The 20,308-nt window shown below is 58.3% G+C and carries 19 protein-coding genes; 7 read left to right on the top strand and 12 right to left on the bottom strand.

Annotation, left to right across the window (positions count from 1 at the left end; translation table 11 throughout):
• Nucleotides 1-9: 9 nt before the first annotated feature.
• From lnt to miaB, 5 genes are read right to left on the bottom strand one after another with little or no spacing between them, the layout of a single operon-like run.
• Nucleotides 10-1,548, bottom strand: coding sequence for an apolipoprotein N-acyltransferase (gene lnt, locus FXO11_RS13460; protein ID WP_148863454.1), 1,539 nt, complete (start codon nucleotides 1,546-1,548; stop codon nucleotides 10-12).
• Complete coding sequence (locus tag FXO11_RS13455) at nucleotides 1,538-2,383, bottom strand: HlyC/CorC family transporter (RefSeq protein ID WP_148863453.1); 846 nt, start codon at nucleotides 2,381-2,383, stop codon at nucleotides 1,538-1,540. Before FXO11_RS13455 ends, lnt begins: the two co-directional genes overlap by 11 nt.
• The gene (ybeY, locus tag FXO11_RS13450) at nucleotides 2,380-2,889 is read right to left on the bottom strand and encodes an rRNA maturation RNase YbeY (protein WP_148863452.1); all 510 of its coding nucleotides are present in this window, start codon (nucleotides 2,887-2,889) and stop codon (nucleotides 2,380-2,382) included. Before ybeY ends, FXO11_RS13455 begins: the two co-directional genes overlap by 4 nt.
• On the bottom strand, nucleotides 2,886-3,878 hold the full coding sequence (locus FXO11_RS13445; RefSeq protein ID WP_148863451.1) for a PhoH family protein: 993 nt from the start codon (nucleotides 3,876-3,878) through the stop codon (nucleotides 2,886-2,888). The genes ybeY and FXO11_RS13445 overlap by 4 nt, the downstream gene beginning before the upstream one ends.
• 52 nt (nucleotides 3,879-3,930) lie before the next feature.
• Nucleotides 3,931-5,271 (bottom strand): tRNA (N6-isopentenyl adenosine(37)-C2)-methylthiotransferase MiaB, encoded by a 1,341-nt coding sequence (miaB, locus tag FXO11_RS13440; protein WP_148863450.1) that lies wholly within the window; start codon nucleotides 5,269-5,271, stop codon nucleotides 3,931-3,933.
• A 162-nt stretch (nucleotides 5,272-5,433) separates the two neighbouring features.
• Here miaB and FXO11_RS13435 point away from each other — a divergent pair, with 162 nt between their 5' ends.
• Nucleotides 5,434-5,760: a DUF1820 family protein gene (locus FXO11_RS13435; protein WP_148863449.1), complete on the top strand. Its 327-nt coding sequence runs from the start codon at nucleotides 5,434-5,436 to the stop codon at nucleotides 5,758-5,760.
• Between the two features lie 90 nt (nucleotides 5,761-5,850).
• Here the strand turns inward: FXO11_RS13435 and FXO11_RS13430 are convergent, their stop codons facing one another.
• From FXO11_RS13430 to FXO11_RS13415, 4 genes are all read right to left on the bottom strand, one after another.
• Nucleotides 5,851-6,879, bottom strand: coding sequence for a nucleoid-associated protein (locus tag FXO11_RS13430; RefSeq protein ID WP_148863448.1), 1,029 nt, complete (start codon nucleotides 6,877-6,879; stop codon nucleotides 5,851-5,853).
• Nucleotides 6,880-6,962: 83 nt separating this feature from the next.
• Complete coding sequence (gene cysN, locus FXO11_RS13425) at nucleotides 6,963-8,624, bottom strand: sulfate adenylyltransferase subunit CysN (RefSeq protein WP_148863447.1); 1,662 nt, start codon at nucleotides 8,622-8,624, stop codon at nucleotides 6,963-6,965.
• Nucleotides 8,625-8,653: 29 nt separating this feature from the next.
• On the bottom strand, nucleotides 8,654-9,562 hold the full coding sequence (cysD, locus tag FXO11_RS13420) for a sulfate adenylyltransferase subunit CysD (protein ID WP_148863446.1): 909 nt from the start codon (nucleotides 9,560-9,562) through the stop codon (nucleotides 8,654-8,656).
• A gap of 238 nt (nucleotides 9,563-9,800) precedes the next feature.
• A complete protein-coding gene (locus tag FXO11_RS13415; RefSeq protein ID WP_227545903.1) occupies nucleotides 9,801-10,190 on the bottom strand; it encodes a PilZ domain-containing protein in 390 nt (129 codons plus the stop codon).
• A 364-nt stretch (nucleotides 10,191-10,554) separates the two neighbouring features.
• Between FXO11_RS13415 and rimO the strand changes: the two genes are divergently transcribed.
• Complete coding sequence (gene rimO, locus FXO11_RS13410) at nucleotides 10,555-11,898, top strand: 30S ribosomal protein S12 methylthiotransferase RimO (RefSeq protein WP_148863444.1); 1,344 nt, start codon at nucleotides 10,555-10,557, stop codon at nucleotides 11,896-11,898.
• Between the two features lie 117 nt (nucleotides 11,899-12,015).
• Here rimO and gatB read toward each other — a convergent pair whose 3' ends face one another.
• From gatB to gatC, 3 genes are read right to left on the bottom strand one after another with little or no spacing between them, the layout of a single operon-like run.
• The gene (gene gatB, locus FXO11_RS13405; protein WP_148863443.1) at nucleotides 12,016-13,464 is read right to left on the bottom strand and encodes an Asp-tRNA(Asn)/Glu-tRNA(Gln) amidotransferase subunit GatB; all 1,449 of its coding nucleotides are present in this window, start codon (nucleotides 13,462-13,464) and stop codon (nucleotides 12,016-12,018) included.
• An 18-nt stretch (nucleotides 13,465-13,482) separates the two neighbouring features.
• Nucleotides 13,483-14,931 (bottom strand): Asp-tRNA(Asn)/Glu-tRNA(Gln) amidotransferase subunit GatA, encoded by a 1,449-nt coding sequence (gene gatA, locus FXO11_RS13400; RefSeq protein WP_148863442.1) that lies wholly within the window; start codon nucleotides 14,929-14,931, stop codon nucleotides 13,483-13,485.
• A 49-nt stretch (nucleotides 14,932-14,980) separates the two neighbouring features.
• Nucleotides 14,981-15,268 carry an Asp-tRNA(Asn)/Glu-tRNA(Gln) amidotransferase subunit GatC gene (gatC, locus tag FXO11_RS13395; RefSeq protein ID WP_148863441.1) on the bottom strand — a complete coding sequence of 96 codons (288 nt, stop codon included), beginning with the start codon at nucleotides 15,266-15,268 and terminating at the stop codon, nucleotides 14,981-14,983.
• A 297-nt stretch (nucleotides 15,269-15,565) separates the two neighbouring features.
• Between gatC and FXO11_RS13390 the strand changes: the two genes are divergently transcribed.
• From FXO11_RS13390 to rng, 5 genes are all read left to right on the top strand, one after another.
• Complete coding sequence (locus tag FXO11_RS13390; protein ID WP_148863440.1) at nucleotides 15,566-16,609, top strand: rod shape-determining protein; 1,044 nt, start codon at nucleotides 15,566-15,568, stop codon at nucleotides 16,607-16,609.
• A gap of 217 nt (nucleotides 16,610-16,826) precedes the next feature.
• Nucleotides 16,827-17,711: a rod shape-determining protein MreC gene (mreC, locus tag FXO11_RS13385; protein WP_319945909.1), complete on the top strand. Its 885-nt coding sequence runs from the start codon at nucleotides 16,827-16,829 to the stop codon at nucleotides 17,709-17,711.
• Entirely contained in the window at nucleotides 17,708-18,187 is a 480-nt protein-coding gene (gene mreD, locus FXO11_RS13380; protein ID WP_148863438.1) for a rod shape-determining protein MreD, read from the top strand. Before mreC ends, mreD begins: the two co-directional genes overlap by 4 nt.
• Nucleotides 18,188-18,210: 23 nt before the next feature.
• On the top strand, nucleotides 18,211-18,819 hold the full coding sequence (locus tag FXO11_RS13375) for a Maf family protein (protein WP_148863437.1): 609 nt from the start codon (nucleotides 18,211-18,213) through the stop codon (nucleotides 18,817-18,819).
• Complete coding sequence (gene rng, locus FXO11_RS13370) at nucleotides 18,816-20,297, top strand: ribonuclease G (protein WP_148863436.1); 1,482 nt, start codon at nucleotides 18,816-18,818, stop codon at nucleotides 20,295-20,297. Before FXO11_RS13375 ends, rng begins: the two co-directional genes overlap by 4 nt.
• Nucleotides 20,298-20,308: the final 11 nt, after the last annotated feature.

Genomic DNA, 20,308 nt, shown 5'->3' with positions numbered 1-20,308 from the left:
TTTCGCAGCTTACCCGGCGTGGGTCTGATGACTCGGCTTGGGTAGCTGGCGGGGCCGGGCGAAGACAATCAGGATCAGGGCCAGGATGAGTGCCGGCCAAGAGCCGGTGGCCATATACGGCGTGGCGCCGGTGACTGGATAGATTTCTCCGCGCATCACGTCGCGCTCGAATTGCGCGATCCGCTCAGTTATTTGGCCCTTGTCGTCGATGATCGCCGTGACGCCATTGTTGGTACCGCGCAACACGAAACGCCCGGTTTCCAGCGCGCGCATCCGGGCAATCTGCAGATGCTGCAACGGGCCGATGGAATGCCCGAACCAGCCGTCGTTGCTGATCGTGATCAGCCAGTCGGTATTCCAGGCATTACGCGCCACGAAATCCGGGTAGGCTATCTCGTAGCAGATGAACGGCATCGTCTGGTAAGGGCCGGCGGTTAGCGGCGACTGATCGGATGGACCGCGGGAGAAGCTCGACATGGGCAGGTCGAAAAAGCCGATGAGCCCACGGAGGTATTGCTGCAGTGGCACGTACTCCCCAAACGGCACCAACTTCTGCTTATGGTACATGCCTTGGCCGGCGCCGATAGCCATGATGCTATTACGGAAAGTGAAGTCTTCCAGCGCATCGCTGAAACCATACCAGGGGATACCGGTAATCAGCGTGCTGTCCGGTCCGAGGCGCTGAGCAAGGCTATCGATTAAGGGGCCCGCCTGATCCTGGGTGATGGGGATGGCGGTTTCAGGCCAGAGAATCAGGTCGCGATTCCAGTCCGCGGCCGTCATCTTGATGTAGGTGGCAATCTGTTGCTCGAGAAACTCCGGATCCCACTTTATTTGCTGCGGGATATTGCCTTGCATGGCGGCAATCGTGATTGGCTTGTCGGCACGCTCGGTCCAGCTCACCGAGTGTAGTAGAGGGCCGAGCGCCCAGGGCAGTAGGGTAATCCCGGCAACGGTAACGGCTGGGATGGTTTGCCGGCGCCGGATCAGGTCGATTAAGGCATAGAGCGCGGCCCCCGTGGCCACAACCAAGAGCGTGACGCCATGGACGCCCATCATCGGTGCCAGGCTGGCCAGCGGGCCATCGACTTGCGCGGTGCCGAGGTAGAGCCAGGGGAAACCTGTGAGCAACCAGCTACGCAACCAGTCACCGATGATCCACGCTGCCGGAAACAGGATCAGCCTTCTTACAGCGCCTTCGCCGGCTAGCTTGCCCCAGCCCCAGAACGTGATTGCCGGGAAAAGGGCCAGGCCGGCAACGAAGATGGCCGTGAGCAGCACCGCCAACGGGGCCGAGGTGTTGCCGTACTGGCTGATGGAAATATAGACCCAGGACGCGCCCGAGCCGAATAGGCCCAGACCGAATAGCCAGCCGGCCCGGAATAGCTTGCTGGCTGGCAGCGGCATCGCGGCAAGCAGGACCAGCAGCACGGACAGCGGCCCCAGCCAGGTTAGCTCGAAGGGGGAAAAAGTCAGGGTTTGCAGCCCGCCCCCGATGATCAGCGCAAGTGCACGAAACCCGTTCAGACGATTGCCGTCAAGACTCACGACGACGAACCTGAATCAGACGGATGACACGGTTATCCGCGTTCAGGATGGTGAATTGGAAGCCGGCGAAATCGATTTCTTCACCGCGGCGGGGTAGGTGGCCAAACTCCTTGAGTACCAGGCCGCCAATCGTGTCGAACTCTTCTTCGTCGAGTTCGGTATCGAAGAACTCGTTGAAATCTTCCACCGGCGTCACCGCTTTTACCGCGTAGCTACCGTCGGCGCGGCTTTTGATATGGGTCTCTTCATCGAAGTCGTGCTCGTCTTCGATCTCGCCAACGATTTGCTCAAGTACGTCCTCGATGGTAATCAAGCCGGCGGTGCCGCCGTACTCATCCACCACGATAGCCATGTGGTTGCGGGTTTCCTTGAACTCTTTGAGCAATTGGTTCAGGCGCTTGCTTTCCGGCACGAAGGTGGGCGGACGCAAGATTTCGCGGATCTTGCTCCAGCTAAGGTCATTGCTCATCGCCAGCGGCAGAAGGTCTTTGGCCAGCAAGATGCCGATGACGTCATCCTGGCTGTCGCCGATGACCGGAAACCGGCTGTGCGCGGAGTCGATGATGTCCGCCAGGAACGCTTTGGGCTCAGCACTGGCCTTCACGGTAACCATCTGGGAGCGGGGGATCATGATTTCATCGGCGCGCATGTCGGTGACCTGCATGGCCCCTTCGATGATGCTCATGGCATCGGCGTCGATGATGTTTTCAGATTCGGCGTCCCGAAGAACTTCCAGGATGTCGCCGATCGATTCCGGTTCGTTGGAGAAAGCCTGGGAAATGCGTTCCAGCCAGGACTTGTTGCCCTGACTGCGACTCGAGTGATCGTCGCTCATGAGTCCTGATCCGTTTCCTCTGCAAGATAGGGGTTGCTGAATCCGAGATCCGCAAGTAGGCGGATTTCAAGGGTTTCCATCTCTTCAGCTTCCCGGTCGTTTATATGATCATACCCCTGAAGGTGGAGCATGCCATGAATCACCATGTGTGCCCAGTGGGCATCCAGGGTTTTATGCTGTTCTTCCGTTTCTCGCGCAACGACACCGGCGCAGATCACGAGGTCGCCGGCCAAAGGCAGCTCGATACCCTTAATACCCTCAAGACCTTCGACGCTCCCGATACCTTCCGGTTCCTCAAAGGGGAAAGAGAGCACATTCGTCGGATAAGCCTTCTGGCGATACTGGCCATTGAGCTGGGCGCTTTCCTCGTCGTCGACGATACGCAACGTGACTTCGGCGGCCTGTTCACCTTGCCAGCCAGCGTTGGCCCAGCGTGAAAGCTGTTCATCGCTGGGCAGGTCGGGCGCCTGCGAGGCGCGTTGTATATCGACCTCAAGTCGGTTCAATGGTTGCGTCCTCCGGCTGTCAGCTCGTCGTCGTGGTCATCGTAGGCCTCGACAATGCGCTGAACCAGCGGGTGACGGACCACGTCCCGGGCTTCGAAACGGGTAAAGCCGATGCCGGTCACCTGACGCAGTACGTCAGCAGCGTGGACCAGGCCGGAATGGTGGCCGCGGGGCAAATCCACCTGAGTCGTATCGCCGGTAATCACGGCCGTGGAGCCGAAGCCGATCCGGGTCAGGAACATCTTCATCTGCTCGCGTGTCGTGTTCTGGCTCTCGTCGAGAATGATGAACGCGTTGTTCAGGGTACGGCCACGCATGAATGCCAACGGTGCGATTTCGATGACACTCTTCTCGATCAGCTTGGTGACCTGCTCGAAGCCGAGCATTTCGTAAAGCGCGTCGTAAAGCGGGCGGAGGTAGGGATCCACTTTCTGGGCCAGATCCCCAGGCAGAAAGCCGAGCTTTTCGCCCGCTTCGACCGCCGGACGGACCAGCATGATGCGTTTGACCTGTTCGTCTTTCAGCGCCTCGACCGCACAGGCCACCGCCAGCCAGGTTTTGCCGGTACCGGCGGGACCGATGCCAAAATTGACGTCGTGAGTGCGGATGCTATGCACGTATTTCTGCTGGTTCTTGCCGCGGGGGCGGGCCTGCAGTTTGGGGGTTTTGATAATAATCTGACTGCCATCGAACGGTTGCTCGTCGGGCAGGCGCTCGAATCCGGATTCGCGGATATACAGGTGCACCATGTCCGGTGAGACGTCGTCCAGCGCCTCGGTTTCCCGGTATAAATGGCGGAGGACTTCGGCCGCCGCATTGGCGTGCTCCGGTTCGCCTTGAACGCGGAAATGGTGGCCACGATAGCCGATACGCACGCTCATACGGCGTTCGATATGTTTGAGGTGTTCATCGAACTGGCCGCAAAGGGCTGCCAGGCGCCGCGGGTCGGCGGGTTTCAGGTCGAACTGTTTAGCGTCGTCGCTGCTCAATCAAGCCTCACAGAGAAAAAGGGATGGTCGCGCCGCAGGCGGCGCGGAAGCATTAGTGCAGCCGGTCATCGATAGGCCGGCCTCTAAGGGAATTGGGGAGCGCTTCGAGAATTTCAACGTCGATAAAGCTGCCCACCACCTCGGGATTGTCCGTACGGAAATTGACGATCCGGTTGTTCTCGGTGCGGCCGGCGAACTCGCCAGGATCTTTTTTCGACAGGCCGGTTACCAGAATGCGCTGGGTAGAACCCACCATGCGCCGACTGATGTCCTGGGCCTGCTGGTTGATCCGCTGCTGCAGAATGCTCAGACGCTGTTTCTTGATCTCCATCGGTGTTTCGTCCGGCAAGTCCGAAGCCGGGGTCCCGGGACGCGGGCTATAGACAAAGCTGAAGGAGACGTCGAAGCCAATGTCGTTGATCAGCTTCATGGTGGCCTCGAAGTCGCGATCGGTCTCGCCCGGAAAGCCGATAATGAAATCGGACGAGAAACTGATGTCCGGGCGAATCTTGCGCAACCGCCGTAGCTTGGACTTGTACTCCAGTGCTGTATGGCCGCGTTTCATGGCCGCCAGGATGCGATCGGAGCCACTTTGGACCGGCAGGTGCAGATGGCTGACCAGCTCGGGTACATGCTCGTAGACGTCGATCAGCGCATCGGAAAATTCCACCGGATGCGAGGTCGTGAAGCGGATGCGGTCGATGCCGTCGATAGTCGCGATCATGGTGATCAGCTCAGCCATATCGATGGTGTCGCCGTCGTAGGTCTCGCCTTGATAGGCGTTGACGTTCTGGCCCAGCAAGTTCACCTCGCGCACGCCTTGGGTGGCCAAGTGCGCGACTTCCGCGATCACATCGTCCACCGGCCGGCTGACTTCCTCGCCGCGGGTGTATGGCACAACGCAGAACGTACAATACTTGGAGCACCCCTCCATAATGGAAACGAACGCCGACGGCCCCTCGGCACCGGGGGCGGGCAGATTGTCGAACTTCTCGATCTCCGGGAAGCTCACATCCACCACGCCCACACCGCCGTTGCGGGATTCCTTGAGCATGTCCGGTAGCCGGTGCAGGGTTTGGGGGCCGAATACCATGTCCACGTAAGGTGCGCGGTTAATGATGGCCTGGCCTTCTTGGCTGGCCACGCAGCCGCCCACACCGATAACGAGTTCCGGTTTGCGGGCCTTGAGTTGCTTCCAGCGCCCCAGCTGATGGAAGACCTTTTCCTGAGCCTTTTCCCGGATAGAACAGGTATTCAGCAGCAGAATGTCCGCGTCGTCCGGATTATCCGTCATGACGACGTCTTCGCCGGATTTGAGCAGGTCGGCCATGCGCGATGAATCATACTCATTCATCTGACAGCCATGCGTCTTGATAAACAGCTTCTTGGTCATGGAACTCGATGGGGTTGGTGGGTAAAGGACCGGGTATTATAACGGTGTGATCAAACAGCAACCAGAGGCGTTGGCAATTATCCTGCGAAACGCTCACTCATGTTAAGATAGCAACCCGCTTACGCGATTCTCAAAGCGGTTTTCTGTCGATTGGAGTGGTTAATGGCCAAGACGTGCTACAAAATCATTTTTTACAACCAGGACGAGATCTTCGAAATCTACGCTGGGCATGTTTATCCCAGCGAGATGTTCGGTTTTCTGGAGGTCGAGAGTCTGACCTTTGGTGAGCGTAGCCAGGTGCTGGTTGATCCCTCTCAGGAAAAACTGAGAAACGAGTTCGACGGCGTTCTGCGCACCTATATTCCGATGAATGCCGTGATCCGCATCGATGAAGTCGAGGCTGCCGAAAACGCCCGCCCGATGGGCCGGGTCAAGAGCGCTGTCACGCCCTTTCCCGGCTCTTCCGGCCACGGCCGCAAACGCGACTGATTGCCGCTGCAGCTCATGCCGCGGAACGCGTTGCCCGTATTGAAACGACGCAAGATCGCGCCGCGCCCGCTTGCCTTCCGGCAATAGCGATCACTCGCCGCTGTCCTGGCGGTTTTCAAGATAGCGTTGAAGCTGTTCCCTGAGCGCCTTTGGCAACTTGGTAATCGTCAGCGCGTCTGTGTCGCGATCGTAATAGACCGCCTGGTTGACCAGATCGGATGAGAAGGAGACGCTCATCCCGCCGCCGGAACCGGAAATGCGTACAAGTTTTTTCACTTTGCGATGATCCGGGTGCAGCACGGCATTCGTCGGAATATCCTGACTCTCGGACGCGAACTCGCGGAATCGCTCCGGTTGGTCCTCGTCCAGATACCCCGAGAGCGCTTCGATGGCCACCGGTTCACCCAGCGCGTGTTGCTCCTTACAGAATTCATACGCTTTGCTGCGCACCTGGCCGGCTTTCTCCGGCTCGTCCGTTTGGGCGGCAAACGCTTCCACCGCGTTGAGGAAAGTCAGGGTTTCCTTCTCCACGTCGACCTGATTGGTAAAGCCGCAGAGGCGGATGAACAGTTCGCCAGGCTCGCCAGTGCCCCGGGCATGAACCAGCGTCAGGCAATTTTCTGACGGATGATCGCCGAGCCAATCCTCGAGTTCCAGGCGCAGGGCCAGGTTGAGCCGTGAGGTGCTGAGTACATCGGTGGCATCCAGCTCCTGCTGGTGATCCATACGCAGGGCACTGTCGTTCTCCAGGGCGAAAAGGTAAATCACCTCGCCGTCGGCCAGCGCTTCGTGAACCAGCATCAAGTGACCGAAGTATTCCTCTTGGGAGCCGGTCAGCAGCTCTTGCCATTGCCCGAACAGCTTGTCGGTCAGCGATTCAAAGCTCTGCTTGCCTTCCGTGTAGTCGCGCAACCAGGCACTGGCTGGGCTGGCGCCGATGTCGTCGGTGAAGCGACCGTATTTCTTGCCCGGCTTGGCATTGAACAGCCGCTTGAGTTGCTTATGGAGACCTTCGTAATCGCCGCCGGGTTCGGGTAGCGGTTTCCCAGGCCGGACCTGGGCCTCCTGGCCTGGCTGCATCTGGCTGGCAAAGGTCACTCGCAGTTGTTTAATGGCCATCGTTGTCCTCTGAAAAACGCAAACGGCCATGATCCGGATGAGCAGATCATGGCCGTGTTCTGATTTGAATGGCGCAGAGCTTATCAGATTCGCTTCTTGCTGATCAGCTCCTGCACGACGCTGTCGGCCACCCCGGCCAGATCGGTCTCGGAATCGGCCGAAGCAACGGTGCCGGCAATATCGTCGCCGATGTTTACGGCAACGGCGATCAGACCGTGGCTGGTCACCAGTTGGGCTGCCCGGCGGCGATCGTCGGCGTTGCCGGCGTTGTCTTCGGTCAGCACGACACTGGTGCGGCCCAGGTCGAACAGCTTACGCTCAATCGCCAGTGCCAATTCGGCTGCCTGACTGCCGGTGCAACCAACGATCAGCGGCTTCTGTGATAGGCGGCGTTCGCGCTCTTCAGGGGTCACCGGTTGCAGGCCGTCGCCGCTGTCCTTCGCCAGACCGCTGATCATGCCGGCACCGATAGTGACGTTGGTCAGTCGGTCGACCACGATGAAAGCGCCGGTAGCGCGGTTGCGCGGGTATGGATCGAAGGCGACCGGCTGGCTCAGCGTAACTTCGCACAAGCCGATCTCATTCAGGTCGAGATGCTCGCGATCGGTCGCCTTATCCAGCGAGTTGACGTCGATCTGGTGGTGAACGGCGGTAATCGAACCGGAGGTAAAGTTAGGCCCCAGCTTGATGTCGTAGAGGCGGTCCGTGGCCATAGGCTTGTCGATCATCCACACCAGGTGGGCATCGAACTTGTTGCTTACCAGCGGCTCGTCCTCCGGCTTGACCAGCATGTCCCCGCGGCTGACATCGATCTCGTCTTCCAAGGTCAGGGTGACGGCCTGGTCGATGTAAGCTTCGTCCAGGTTGCCGTCGAAGGTGACGACGTCCTTGACCTTGCTCTTGCGGCGTGACGGCAGCGCCATGACCTCATCGCCGGGACGAATGACGCCGGACGCGATCGTGCCGCTGAAACCACGGAAGTTCAGGTTGGGGCGGTTGACGTATTGAACCGGGAAGCGGAAGTGTTCCAGGTTTTTGTCCCGGGCGACCTCCACCGACTCCAGGATGTCCATCATCGGCTGGCCGGTGAACCAGGGCGTATTTTCGCTGCGATTAACGACGTTGTCGCCTTCCAGCGCGGAAATCGGGACAAACCGAATATCCTGCAGGCCCAGCTTGTCAGCGAACGCCAGGTAGTCGCGTTTGATTTCCTCGAAGCGCTCTTCGCTGTAATCCACCAGGTCCATCTTGTTGATGGCGACGACAATGTGACGGATGCCCTGCAAAGAGGCGATGAACGAATGGCGGCGGGTCTGGGTCAATACGCCGTGGCGGGCATCGATCATCATGATCGCCAACTGCGCTGTGGACGCGCCGGTGGCCATGTTGCGGGTGTACTGCTCGTGGCCCGGGGTATCGGCAATAATGAACTTGCGCTTATCGGTGGAAAAATAGCGGTAGGCGACATCGATGGTGATGCCTTGTTCACGCTCCGCCTGCAAACCATCTACCAGCAAGGCCAGATCCAGCTTTTCGCCGGTCGTACCCAGCTTGGCGCTATCGGCTTTAAGGCTGGCCATGTGATCTTCGTAGATCATTTTGGTGTCGTGAAGCAGGCGCCCAATCAGTGTGCTCTTGCCGTCGTCGACGCTGCCGCAGGTCAGTAGGCGCAGTAGCTCTTTTTCTTCGTGCTGTTTCAGGTACGCGTGAATGTCTTCAGCGATCAGTTCGGACTGGTGTGACATGATTCTCTTCCCGTAAAACTGTCTGGCGGTTAGAAATAACCTTCGCGTTTCTTCTGCTCCATCGAGCCGGCAGAGTCGTGATCGATCACGCGACCCTGACGCTCGGAGCTTTTCGCCAGCAGCATTTCCTGAATGATGTCGGTCAGGGTATCGGCCTTGGATTCAATGGCGCCGGTTAGCGGGTAGCAGCCCAGGGTGCGGAAACGGACCGATTTCATCGCCGGCTTCTCGCCGTCTTTCAGCGGCATGCGCTCGTCGTCCACCATGATCAAGGTGCCGTCGCGCTCGACCACCGGCCGCTCGGCAGCATAGTAAAGTGGAACGATCTCGATATTTTCCAGGTAGATATATTGCCAGATGTCCAGCTCGGTCCAGTTGGATAGCGGGAACACCCGAATACTCTCGCCCTTGTTGATCCTGCCGTTATAGATATTCCACAGCTCGGGACGCTGGTTCTTGGGGTCCCAGCGATGGTATTCGTCACGGAACGAATAGACCCGCTCCTTGGCGCGGGATTTTTCCTCATCGCGCCGGGCGCCGCCGAAAGCGGCATCGAATTTGTACTTGTTCAATGCCTGTTTCAGCGACTGGGTTTTCATAACATCGGTGTGCTTGGCACTACCGTGAGTAAACGGCCCGATACCGGCGTCGACGCCTTCCTGATTGATATGGACGATCAGGTCGAGGCCGTATTTCTCTGCTTGACGGTCCCGGAACTCGATCATTTCCTTGAATTTCCACGTGGTATCCACGTGCATCAACTTGAACGGTATCTTGCCGGGATAGAACGCCTTGCGTGCCAAATGCAGCATGACGGAGGAGTCTTTGCCGATGGAGTAGAGCATGACGGGGTTGTCAAACTCTGCAGCGACTTCCCGGATGATGTGGATGCTTTCAGCTTCCAGTTGCTTGAGATGCGTCAGATTATAGGTGGTCATGATCCAGTTACCGGTTGCGTGAAACGCAGATTGATTCGTTCAGGCGGTGCGCCTCGCGATCCGTGACATCGGGTCAGGTATAAGGGACGCAGTACCGCATAATTGGAGCGAAACTATACCAGAGAGAGTAAGTGCATAAGAAGAAGATGGGCTAGAGTTTAGAGGTATAACAATATGCCAAAGCGGCGGACTTGGTGGGGTCGCCTTCACCAACATCTGGGCGCGGGAGTTCGGGCTATTAGTCTTTGCTGAGTAGCCGGCTGACATACTGGTCGACGTAGTCGTGGCCATTGCCTTCGAAATGGGTGAACTGGAGGCCCAGTTGAAAAACCTTGCGGGAGATACGGCGAATATGGACCACGTTACATTGGGCTTCGATATTGACGGATTGCACGGTCACGACAGGGACCGAGAATCTGACGTCCAGTCCGACGGGGTCTTTCGGTGCAACATTCCAGCGGTCGGAGATCAAGGATTGTACGCGGTCGCTCTCGCACTCGACCATCATGCCGGCTCTGGAAAGGTTGGCTGTTTTACACACCAGGCTCTCGCCGTCGGGATTAATGACGGTGACATCGATATCGGTGGGTACGCGCTGTTGCTGGCGCAGGTTGAGTTTACCGGCCATATTTTTTAAACCGCCTCGTGAATAAGGTGAAGGAGTGAGTCCACTGCCCATGCGACGTCTTGTTCTTTTATAAGTCGTCTCGTTCTTCTATAAGTCTCGTTCTTCTATAAAAAGGCGATTCATCGCGACCGACTGCCAGATAAAGTGCACCCAGAGTTCAGCATTTTAAAGCTAACACGTTGAAAGTTTAGACCTCTGTTAAAAGATGAGCAAGCCGTGTGTCGCGTCTGTCGGCGGGTCTGTGCACGACGTCGCAGTAGTACGGACTTATGGCCGCCAGTCGAGTGGAGTACAATGGCGCCGCGCAGCGTCCATCTGGGCGCTGGCTTTCTTTATTCCCGTTTTCTGAAGGTTGGTTTGGATCATGAGCGATAGTCAGGGCGTCACCACAAACGGCGGCAAAGTTGGTTTTATCAGCCTGGGTTGTCCCAAGGCCCTGGTGGATTCGGAGCGAATCCTGACCCAGCTTCGGATGGATGGCTACGAAGTGGTCCCGACCTACAACGATGCCGATGTGGTCGTGGTCAACACCTGCGGCTTTATCGACGCGGCCAAGCAAGAGTCTCTGGATGCTATCGGCGAGGCGTTGCAGGAGAACGGCAAGGTTATCGTGACCGGATGCATGGGTGTTGAAGCGGACCGCATACGGGAAGCCCATCCGAAGGTTCTGGCCGTGACTGGCCCACAAGCCTATGAGGAAGTGGTCGGCGCCGTCCACGAGCATGTGCCTAGTCAGAAAACCCACGATCCGTTCGTGGATCTGGTGCCGCCTCAGGGTATTAAGCTCACGCCTCGCCACTACGCCTATCTGAAAATTTCCGAGGGCTGTAACCACCGGTGTACCTTCTGCATTATTCCATCTATGCGCGGCGATTTGGTCAGCCGGCCAGTGGGCGACGTTATGGATGAAGCCCAGCGTCTGGTGAACGCCGGTGTGAAAGAGCTACTGGTGATTTCCCAGGACACCAGTGCTTACGGGGTCGACGTAAAGTTTCGGACCGGCTTCTGGCAGGGGCGCCCGCTCAAGACCCGTATGCAGGAACTGTGTGAGGCGCTGAGCGCGTTGGGTGTTTGGGTGCGCTTGCATTATGTCTATCCCTACCCCCATGTGGACAACGTGATACCGCTGATGGCCGAGGGCAAAATCCTGCCTTATCTGGACATCCCGTTTCAGCATGCCAGCCCGCGTGTGCTCAAGGCGATGAAGCGTCCGGCGCATGACAGCAAGACTCTGGAGCGGATTCGCAAGTGGCGCGAGATCTGCCCGGAACTGACTATTCGCTCTACCTTTATTGTCGGTTTCCCGGGCGAAACCGAAGAAGACTTCCAATATCTACTGGATTGGCTGGACGAAGCCCAACTGGACCGGGTCGGTGCGTTCAAGTACAGCCCGGTGGAAGGGGCCAAGGCAAACGAGATTGACGGTGCCGTGCCGGAAGAGGTCAAGGAAGAGCGGCTGGCACGCTTTATGGCCAAGCAGGCGGACATCAGTGCCGCCCGGTTACAGCGCAAGATAGGCACTGAAATTGATGTGCTGATCGACGAAGTGGACGAGGAGGGCGCTATCGGCCGCAGCAAGGCCGATGCCCCGGAGATTGACGGTATGGTCTATCTGAACGACGAAACCGGCCTGGCTCCGGGACAGATCGTCCGCGCCCGGGTTACGCATGCCGATGAGCATGATCTTTGGGCCGATTTGATCGGTTAATGGTTTCTTATTAGCTGAAGCCTGAACGCGAGAGCGTGAGGGCTAAATGTAGCTGATGGGAGGGGCCACCCCATCAGCTACATTCGACACCCTTGATCGGGCGGGCTATTAGCAGATTTAAGCGTCCAGCTTCTTCTTCAGAATGTCCGTCAGAACCTTCGGGTTACCCTGGCCCTTCGACGCTTTCATCAGCGGCCCCATAAAGCCACCCATGAGCTTCTTCCGCTTCTTCTCGTCGGCGTCCCGATATTGGGCGATCTGCTCCGGCATGTCGGCAAGAACGTTATCCACCAGCTTTTCCAGTTCCCCGGTATCGGAGACCTGTTTAAGGCCTTCTCGGGTGATGATGCTATCCACGTCGGCTTCGTCGTTGTTCCAGAGCAGATCGAAAACCTTCTTGGCGCCGGACGACGACAACGTGTTGTCGGCAATACGCTGGATCAGCGCGCCCAGGCGATCTGCAGACACCGGCGAGTCGGTGATGCTCAGATCTTCGGCATTGAGCCGGGCGCTCAGCTCACCCAGGATCCAGTTGGCAGCCAGTTTCGCATCGCCACCCGTCTTGGCTGTGGCTTCGAAATACTCGGCCGTGCGGGCGTTGGCGCTGAGCAGGCCTGCGTCGTATTCGGTGAGGGTGTAGTCGGCCAGGAAACGTGCCTTCTTGGCATCCGGCAGTTCCGGCATGGTTAGGCGAACCTGTTCGATGAAATCGTCATCGATCACGACCGGCAATAAGTCAGGGCACGGGAAGTAGCGGTAGTCGTTTGCTTCCTCTTTGGTGCGCATGGAGCGACTTTCATTGCGGTCGCCGTTATAAAGTCGCGTCTCCTGAACGATGGTGCCGCCATCCGTGAGTACATCGATCTGGCGCTCCACCTCTTGATGAATCGCTGCTTCCATAAAGCGGAACGAGTTCAGGTTCTTGGTCTCGGTACGGGTGCCGAGCTTTTCCTCCCCCTCCGGCCGCACGGAAATATTGACGTCGAAGCGCAGGGAGCCCTGCGACATATCGCCGTCACAGATCCCCAGCGACGTCACCAGGCCGTGAAGCTGGCGGGCGAAAGCAACGGCTTCCTCGGCGCTGCGCATGTCCGGTTCGGTGACGATCTCGATCAGCGGTGTCCCGGCACGGTTCAGATCAATGCCCGTCACGCCGTGGTAGCCCTCGTGCAGGGATTTGCCCGCATCTTCTTCCAGGTGGGCATGGTGGATGCGCACGCGCTTCTCGGTGCCATCTTCAAGTTGGATGTCCACATGACCCGCACCGACGATGGGCTCGGCCAACTGGGTGGTCTGATAGCCCTTGGGCAGGTCCGGATAGAAGTAGTTCTTGCGCTCGAACACCGAGCGGCGGCCGATGTCCGCGTCGATCGCCAGGCCGAACATGGTGGCAAAACGAAACGCCTGCTCGTTGGCGACCGGCAGAGTGCCTGGCATGGCCAGGTCGACAGCGCTGGCCTGCGTGTTTGCGTCGGCACCGTAAGCGGTGCTGGTGCCCGAGAAGATCTTGGTTTTGGTTGCGAGCTGAACGTGTATTTCCAGCCCAATCACAACTTCCCATTGCATGTCTGTCGTTCTCCTGCTTCAGCCCGCGGGCGCCTGAGTGTGCCAGTCGGTAACCTGCTGGTACTGGTGCGCAGCATTAAGCAGGCGGGCTTCGTCGAAATAGTTGCCAATCAGTTGCAGGCCCACGGGCAGGCCGTTGATTTGGCCGGCGGGAATGGACATGGCGGGAACCCCGGCCAGGTTGATGGCGATAGTGTAGATGTCTTCCAGGTACATCTTCACCGGATCGTCGGTCTTCGAGCCGAGGGTGAAGGCTGGCGATGGTGAAGATGGGCCCATAATGACATCCACGTCTTCGAAGGCCTTGATGAAATCCTGCTGGATCAGCCGCCGGACTTTCTGGGCTTTCAGGTAATAGGCGTCGTAGTAGCCGGCGGAAAGCGCGTAGCTGCCGATGAGTATCCGGCGCTTAACTTCTTCGCCGAAGCCCTCTGCCCGTGTACGGGTATAGAGATCGAGCAAATCTTTCGGATCTTCGCAGCGGTAGCCGTAGCGTACGCCATCGAAACGGGACAGGTTGGCGGATGCCTCCGCCGGCGCGATAACGTAGTAGGCCGCGATCGCCAGATGGGTGTTGGGCAAGGAGATATCCTTAACCGTCGCGCCCAGCTTCTCGTACTCGCTAACCGCCGTGCGGACCTGTTGAGCCATTTGGCTATCGAGCTGATCGGTAAAGTATTCCTTTGGCAGGCCGATCTTCAGCCCCTTGAGCGGCTCGTTGAGCGTGGCGGTGTAGTCGGGGACCGGCTTGTCGATGCAAGTAGAGTCCTTGGGGTCGAAGCCCGCCATGACGTTGAGCATCATGGCGTTGTCTTCGGCGGTCCTTGCCATGGTGCCGCCCTGGTCCAAGCTTGAGGCAAAGGCGATCATCCCGTAGCGGGAGACGCGTCCATAAGTCGGCTTGAGTCCGGACACGCCGCACAGGGCCGCCGGCTGACGGATAGAGCCGCCGGTATCCGTTGCCGTAGCTGCCGGTATTAGACGTGCGGCGACGGCAGCCGCCGATCCGCCGGATGAGCCGCCGGGCACGTGGTTGTCGCCCCAGGGGTTTTTAGTGGCGCCGAAGTAACTGCTCTCGGTCGACGAGCCCATGGCGAACTCGTCCATGTTGGTCTTGCCCAGACACACTGCGCCTGCACTGCGAAACCGGGCGGTGACGGTGGCGTCGTAGGGCGGAACGAAGTTTTCGAGCATGCGCGAACCGCAGGTGGTGCGTACGCCATTCGTGCAGAAGATATCTTTGTGAGCGAAAGGAATGCCGGTCCAGGGCGTCGCATCGCCGCTGGCACGCCGCTCGTCCGCAGCCTTCGCATCGCGTAGGGCTTCGTCTTCGGTGACCGTAATAAAACTGTTGTAGCGAGTATCTTCCTGTTTAATCCGATCCAGGAAGTGCTGGGTCAGTTCGACGCTGGAAACCTTGCCCTGCTCCAGATCACGGGCCAGTTCGGCTACTGTCTTGTCGTGCATATAAAGGATATCCGTAACAATATGAAGTCGTCGTTCGGCGGCTGGGGCGTCACTCGATAACGCGCGGCACCAGGTACAGGCCGTCTTCGGTCGCCGGAGCGATGCGCTGGAAGGCCTCGCGTTGATTGCTCTCGGTCACCTCGTCCGCACGCAAGCGCTGAGTGGCATCGAGTGGATGGGCAAGCGGTTCGACGGATGAGGTATCCGCCGCCTGAAGCTGATCGACGAGATTCAGAATATTGCCCAGGTCATTTTCCAGGGATGCGACCTGGCTGTCGTCAAGCCGAATGCGAGCGAGCAGGGCGACTTTTTCGATGTCCTCGCGGGATATGGCCACGTAACGTCTCCACTAACGGTTCTTAATGGCGCAATATGGTAACAGATTGTGCCGCCTGCGGGAGGCCGCCTGGCGCAGATTCTAACCTTGACGACCCTCTCGTTTCGTCAGATATGACGCCGCCTCCGGCCCGTATGAGCCTTGCCTGAGTACCGGCCCACTGCTAAAGTTGCCGCATTCATTTTGCAAAGGAACCTCTGATTAAGTCTATTGGCGATTCTGCAAGCCTTGAGGGCCAGAATTGCCAATAGACTTAATCAGAGGTTCCATAGCTTTTCTCAGGTTGAAAATACGCTAATGCTCATCAAGAAAATTCGTGGTCTTTTTTCCAGTGATTTATCTATCGACCTGGGGACGGCCAACACCCTCATCTATGTTCGCGACCGCGGTATTGTGCTGAATGAGCCGTCGGTTGTGGCCATTCGTACCAACGGTGCCCAGAAGATGGTGGCTGCGGTTGGCGGCGAAGCCAAACGCATGCTGGGCCGTACCCCGGGCAATATCACGGCTATCCGTCCGCTGAAAGACGGCGTTATCGCGGATTTCGTGGTGACCGAGAAGATGCTGCAGCACTTCATCCACAAGGTGCACGAAAACAGCTTTATTACGCCGAGCCCCCGGGTGCTGGTCTGTGTGCCGAGCAAGTCCACCCAGGTTGAACGCAAGGCCATTCGCGAATCAGCCATGGGCGCCGGGGCGCGTGAAGTGTTCCTGATCGAAGAGCCGATGGCCGCAGCGATTGGCGCCGGCCTGCCGGTGGAAGAAGCCAGCGGTTCCATGATCGTCGACATCGGCGGCGGCACGACGGAAATCGCGATCATTTCCCTCAATGGCATCGTCTATGCCGAGTCGGTTCGCGTGGGCGGCGACAAGTTTGACGAGGCCATCGTGACTTACGTTCGCCGTAACTATGGCAGCTTGATCGGTGACTCCACTGCCGAGCGTATCAAGCACGAGATTGGTTGCGCTTACGAAGGCGTCGAGGTTCGCGAAATAGACGTACGTGGCCGTAACCTGGCTGAAGGTGTACCGCGGGCGTTCACCCTGAATAGCGAAGAAATCCTGGAAGCCCTTCAGGAGTCTCTGGCGCAGATCGTTCAGACCGTAAAGAGTGCGTTGGAGCAGTCACCGCCGGAATTGGCGTCCGATATTGCCGAGCGTGGTATCGTCCTGACCGGCGGCGGCGCCTTGTTGCGCGGCCTGGACAAACTGCTGAGCGAGGAAACCGGCCTGCCGGTGATTGTCGCCGAAGATCCACTAACCTGTGTAGCTCGCGGCGGTGGCAAGGCGCTTGAAGTGATCGACCGGGGCGGCATTGGCATGTTTTCACACGAAGGCTGATCCGGCTTTCGCTATTGAATTGGATCGCAGTGAACTATTCACTGCACAAGGCCGCCGCTGGCGATTCGTCGCAGCGGCGGTTGTCGTTTAAGGAACCTCTGATTAAGCCTAAAGCGCAATAGCCTTAATTAGAAATCAGAGGTTCCTAGGTGGGGAGAATTGGGCTATCAAGACACTTTTTGTTCAGGGACCCATCCCGGGCTTCCGGCTGTTGTTGGTGGTGGTGCTCTCTCTTGTGCTTGTGGTGCTGGATTCCCGTTTTCACCGGGTTGACGAGTTACGCAGTTGGCTCGGCTCGGCGTTGACGCCAGTCATCTGGCTGGGGCATGTGCCGGCGAGCCTTGGCGAGTGGAGTGACGACGTGTTCGCCAGTCGCGATGAGCTTTTGGAGGAAAACGAGTCACTTCGGGCGCGCCTGCTCATCCTTGAGCGTCGCTCCATCAAATACGCGTCCCTTGCCGCCGATAACATCGAGTTGCGTAACCTCAAGGATGCGTCGGCGCAGTTAGATGAAACGGTTGTGGTGGCGGATATTATCGGCGTTTCGCCGGACCCGTTTTCTCACGAAGTCATTGTTAATCGCGGCTCCCGCGATGGGGTCGCCGAAGGTCAGGCGATCCTGGATGCCAACGGCCTGATGGGCCAAGTGATCCAGACCAATCGTTTTACCTCCCGCGTGCTGCTCGTTTCCGACAGTAGCCACGCCGTGCCGGTGGAGGTGCTGCGCAGCGGCGTGCGCGCCATCCTATTGGGCACGGGCAGCGTGAATTCCCTTGAGTTGATGCATGTGCCGGATACGGCGGACGTCAGAGAGGGCGATATGTTGGTGAGTTCCGGACTGGGTGGACGCTTTCCCAAGGGCTATCCCGTGGCCCAGGTCACCCGTGTTCATAGCGAGCCCGGCGAATCGTTCGCCGAAATTCAGGCCCAACCCGCCGCAGCGCTCAACCGTAGCGACTTGGTGCTAGTGGTGTTTCAGCCTCAGATTCGTAGCGCCGAACCGAATTGCGCGCCCGTTGCCGACGGCGAAACGCCGCCACCGGAGTGCGCGCCGGCCGAGACCGATAGCACGCCGGATCGTGGTGAGGGAGAACGTTCATGAGTCTGTCGGTGATTAGCTACCCGGTGTTTGTGGTCAGCGTCATTGTCGCCCTGGTGCTGAGTATCTCCCTGTTTCCCGTAAACTGGCTGATTCTGCGTCCTGAATGGCTGGGTCTGATGGTCTTCTACTGGACCTTCCGCTCGCCTCATCGCTTCGGCGTGCTGGTGGCTTGGGTGTTGGGTTTGCTGCTGGACGTGCTGGAGGCCGGCACGCTGGGCATCAATGCCTTCGCCATGGCGCTGGTGGCCTTTCTGGTGCTGACAACGCACCAACGGCTACGCATGTTTCCCCTGCCGCAACAGTGCTTGATGGTCTTCTTGTTGCTCGGCATTAATCAGATGATCGTGCATTTCGTAAACCAGGTGCTGGGTGCCGACAATCCCGGGTTTACTTATCTCTTGCCCGCGGTCACCAGCGCCGTTGTTTGGCCGTTTGTCTGCGCGATCCTCGATCGTCTCAACCTGAAACTGGCCTGACTATGATTCGACACCCCAGGACCATGCGTCCCGTTGTACTTGCCTCTGCCTCCCCCCGGCGCCGGGAACTGCTCGAACAGATTGGGCTTCCATTTTCGGTAGCGCCGGTGGATATCGATGAAACGCCGCTTCCCGGCGAACGGCCGGATCACTATGTCGAGCGCCTCGCTCGTCAAAAAGCCGAAGCCGGACTGGCCGGGGCTGACGATTCCGATAGTTTGGTGATTGGCTCGGACACCACGGTGGTCTGCGACGATCGCATTATGGGTAAGCCCGCCAGTGAAGCGGAAGCGGCAGAGATGCTGGCACTCCTTTCCGGGCGCACGCACAAGGTGATGACGGCGGTGGCGTTGGCGGGAGAATACGGCTGCTATGCGCGCCTGGCTGTCACCGAAGTGCGGTTCAGGAAGATCACCGATGGGGAAATTGCAGCCTACTGGCAAACCGGCGAGCCGGCCGACAAGGCAGGCGGTTACGGCATTCAAGGCCGGGGCGCGGTATTCGTGGACGGCCTGTGGGGAAGCTATAGTGCCGTGGTGGGTCTGCCGTTGCAGGAAACAGCGGAATTGTTCGAGGAAGCAGGTCAGCCGGTGTGGAACTTCTGGCTGTCATCGGCGGAGACACCCTTATGAGTGAGGAAATCCTGATCAACGTGACGCCGGTCGAGACTCGCGTAGCGCTTGTTGAAAACGGCATGTTGCAGGAAACCTATATCGAGCGCACCAGCCGCAAAGGCATTGTCGGCAACATCTATAAGGGTAAGGTGGTGCGCGTGTTGCCCGGCATGGAGGCCGCTTTTGTCGATATTGGACTCGAACGGGCCGCTTTTATCCACGCCTCCGATGTCATGGTGGCCGGTAACGGCGACGAATCCGCGTCGGATACGCAAAGAACCGTTCCGGATATCCGGTCCCTGTTGCGAGAGGGTCAGTCACTGGTGGTTCAGGTGACCAAGGATCCGATTGGCACCAAGGGGGCACGGCTGACGACGCAGTTGTCGATTCCGTCGCGCTATCTGGTCTTCATGCCCGAGGTGCCGCACATCGGGATCTCCCAGCGTATCGAAGACGAAGCCGAGCGCGCCCGTTTGAAGGCGCTGGTGGAACAGGGTGCCGAAGCGTTGGGCGCGAGTGGCGGCGGGTACATCATCCGCACGGCCGCCGAAGGCGCCTCTGCCGAGGATCTGCTGGGCGACATGAAGTACCTCCATCGCCTGAATCAATCTGTTGTGGAGCGCAATACGTCCGGCAAGGTCCCCGCCGTCGTCTATCAGGACCTGCCGTTGTTTATCCGCACCATTCGTGATCTGATTCGGCCGCAAACGGAGAAGGTGCGCATCGACAGCCGGGAAAGCTATCAGCGGGTCATGGAGTTCGTCGACGAATTCGTCACCGAGTTTTCCGATAAAGTGGAGTACTATCCCGGCGAGCGTCCCATCTTCGACCTGTACAGCGTTGAAGACGAAATCCAGAAGGCGTTGAGTCGCAAGGTACAGCTTAAGTCCGGTGGTTATGTGATCATTGACCAGACCGAGGCGATGACCACCATCGATATCAATACCGGAGCCTTCGTCGGACATCGCAACCTTGAGGAAACCATCTTCAAGACCAATCTCGAGGCTGCGCGCTCCATCAGCCGGCAATTGCGCCTGCGCAATCTGGGCGGGATCATTATTATCGACTTTATCGATATGGAAGATCCTGAACACCAGCGGCAAGTGCACCGCATGCTGGAAAAAATGCTTGAGCGGGATCACGCCAAAACGAAGATTACCGGTGTTTCCGAGCTGGGCCTGGTGGAAATGACCCGCAAGCGCACGACCGAAAGCCTGGGCCAGGTGTTGTGCGAGTCGTGTCCGATCTGCGACGGCAGAGGTTTTCTCAAGACGCCTGAAACTGTCTGCTATGAGGTGTTCCGGGAGATCATGCGGGTAAACCGGGCTTACGAGGCGGAAAGCTACTTGGTGATGGCGGCCCAGAAAGTGGTGGATCGCTTACTGGACGAAGAATCCGACAATGTTGCGGACCTGGAGACGTTCATTGGCAAGAGCATCCGCTTTCAGGTCGAACCTTTTTACAGCCAGGAACAGTATGATGTGGTCCTGCTCTGAGATCGGACGCT

Origin of the sequence: Marinobacter fonticola (assembly GCF_008122265.1) — a bacterium.
Lineage (GTDB): Bacteria > Pseudomonadota > Gammaproteobacteria > Pseudomonadales > Oleiphilaceae > Marinobacter_A > Marinobacter_A fonticola.
This window is presented reverse-complemented; position numbering and strand designations above follow the sequence as displayed.

What these genes read in the sequence shown, in the direction of transcription:
- FXO11_RS13415 (WP_227545903.1), bottom strand. Translation starts at nt 10,190, where the DNA reads ATGGCCGGTAAACTCAACCTGCGCCAGCAACAGCGCGTACCCACCGAT.
- rng (WP_148863436.1), top strand. Translation starts at nt 18,816, where the DNA reads ATGAGTGAGGAAATCCTGATCAACGTGACGCCGGTCGAGACTCGCGTA.
- FXO11_RS13455 (WP_148863453.1), bottom strand. Translation starts at nt 2,383, where the DNA reads ATGAGCGACGATCACTCGAGTCGCAGTCAGGGCAACAAGTCCTGGCTG.
- rimO (WP_148863444.1), top strand. Translation starts at nt 10,555, where the DNA reads ATGAGCGATAGTCAGGGCGTCACCACAAACGGCGGCAAAGTTGGTTTT.
- gatB (WP_148863443.1), bottom strand. Translation starts at nt 13,464, where the DNA reads ATGCAATGGGAAGTTGTGATTGGGCTGGAAATACACGTTCAGCTCGCA.
- FXO11_RS13430 (WP_148863448.1), bottom strand. Translation starts at nt 6,879, where the DNA reads ATGGCCATTAAACAACTGCGAGTGACCTTTGCCAGCCAGATGCAGCCA.
- cysN (WP_148863447.1), bottom strand. Translation starts at nt 8,624, where the DNA reads ATGTCACACCAGTCCGAACTGATCGCTGAAGACATTCACGCGTACCTG.
- mreD (WP_148863438.1), top strand. Translation starts at nt 17,708, where the DNA reads ATGAGTCTGTCGGTGATTAGCTACCCGGTGTTTGTGGTCAGCGTCATT.
- gatA (WP_148863442.1), bottom strand. Translation starts at nt 14,931, where the DNA reads ATGCACGACAAGACAGTAGCCGAACTGGCCCGTGATCTGGAGCAGGGC.
- FXO11_RS13390 (WP_148863440.1), top strand. Translation starts at nt 15,566, where the DNA reads ATGCTCATCAAGAAAATTCGTGGTCTTTTTTCCAGTGATTTATCTATC.
- FXO11_RS13435 (WP_148863449.1), top strand. Translation starts at nt 5,434, where the DNA reads ATGGCCAAGACGTGCTACAAAATCATTTTTTACAACCAGGACGAGATC.
- cysD (WP_148863446.1), bottom strand. Translation starts at nt 9,562, where the DNA reads ATGACCACCTATAATCTGACGCATCTCAAGCAACTGGAAGCTGAAAGC.
- miaB (WP_148863450.1), bottom strand. Translation starts at nt 5,271, where the DNA reads ATGACCAAGAAGCTGTTTATCAAGACGCATGGCTGTCAGATGAATGAG.
- FXO11_RS13375 (WP_148863437.1), top strand. Translation starts at nt 18,211, where the DNA reads ATGCGTCCCGTTGTACTTGCCTCTGCCTCCCCCCGGCGCCGGGAACTG.